Source organism: Limosilactobacillus reuteri (assembly GCF_020785355.1).
GTDB lineage: Bacteria > Bacillota > Bacilli > Lactobacillales > Lactobacillaceae > Limosilactobacillus > Limosilactobacillus reuteri_I.
The window spans coordinates 1-221 of record NZ_JAJGVH010000033.1; the positions used below are offsets into that span (position 1 = coordinate 1).

The window sequence follows — 221 nt, forward strand, 5'->3', positions numbered from 1 at the left end:
TTACTCATGCTTTCACTCATGGAAACGGAGTTACTTAAACTTTCGCTCATCGATACAGAATTACTTAAGCTTTCGCTCATTGAGACCGAGTTACTCATGCTTTCGCTCATCGATACCGAGTTACTCATACTTTCACTCATCGAGACGGAATTACTTAAGCTCTCACTCATTGAGACTGAGTTACTGAGGCTTTCACTCATGGAAACGGAGTTACTTAAACT

1 protein-coding gene is annotated in these 221 nt (G+C 40.7%); it reads left to right on the top strand.

All coding sequences use genetic code 11. The annotated features are described in order from the left end of the window. Positions 1–221 (top strand): hypothetical protein (locus tag LMB56_RS01365; protein ID WP_229287847.1); only part of this gene is annotated, 221 nt, incomplete at both ends.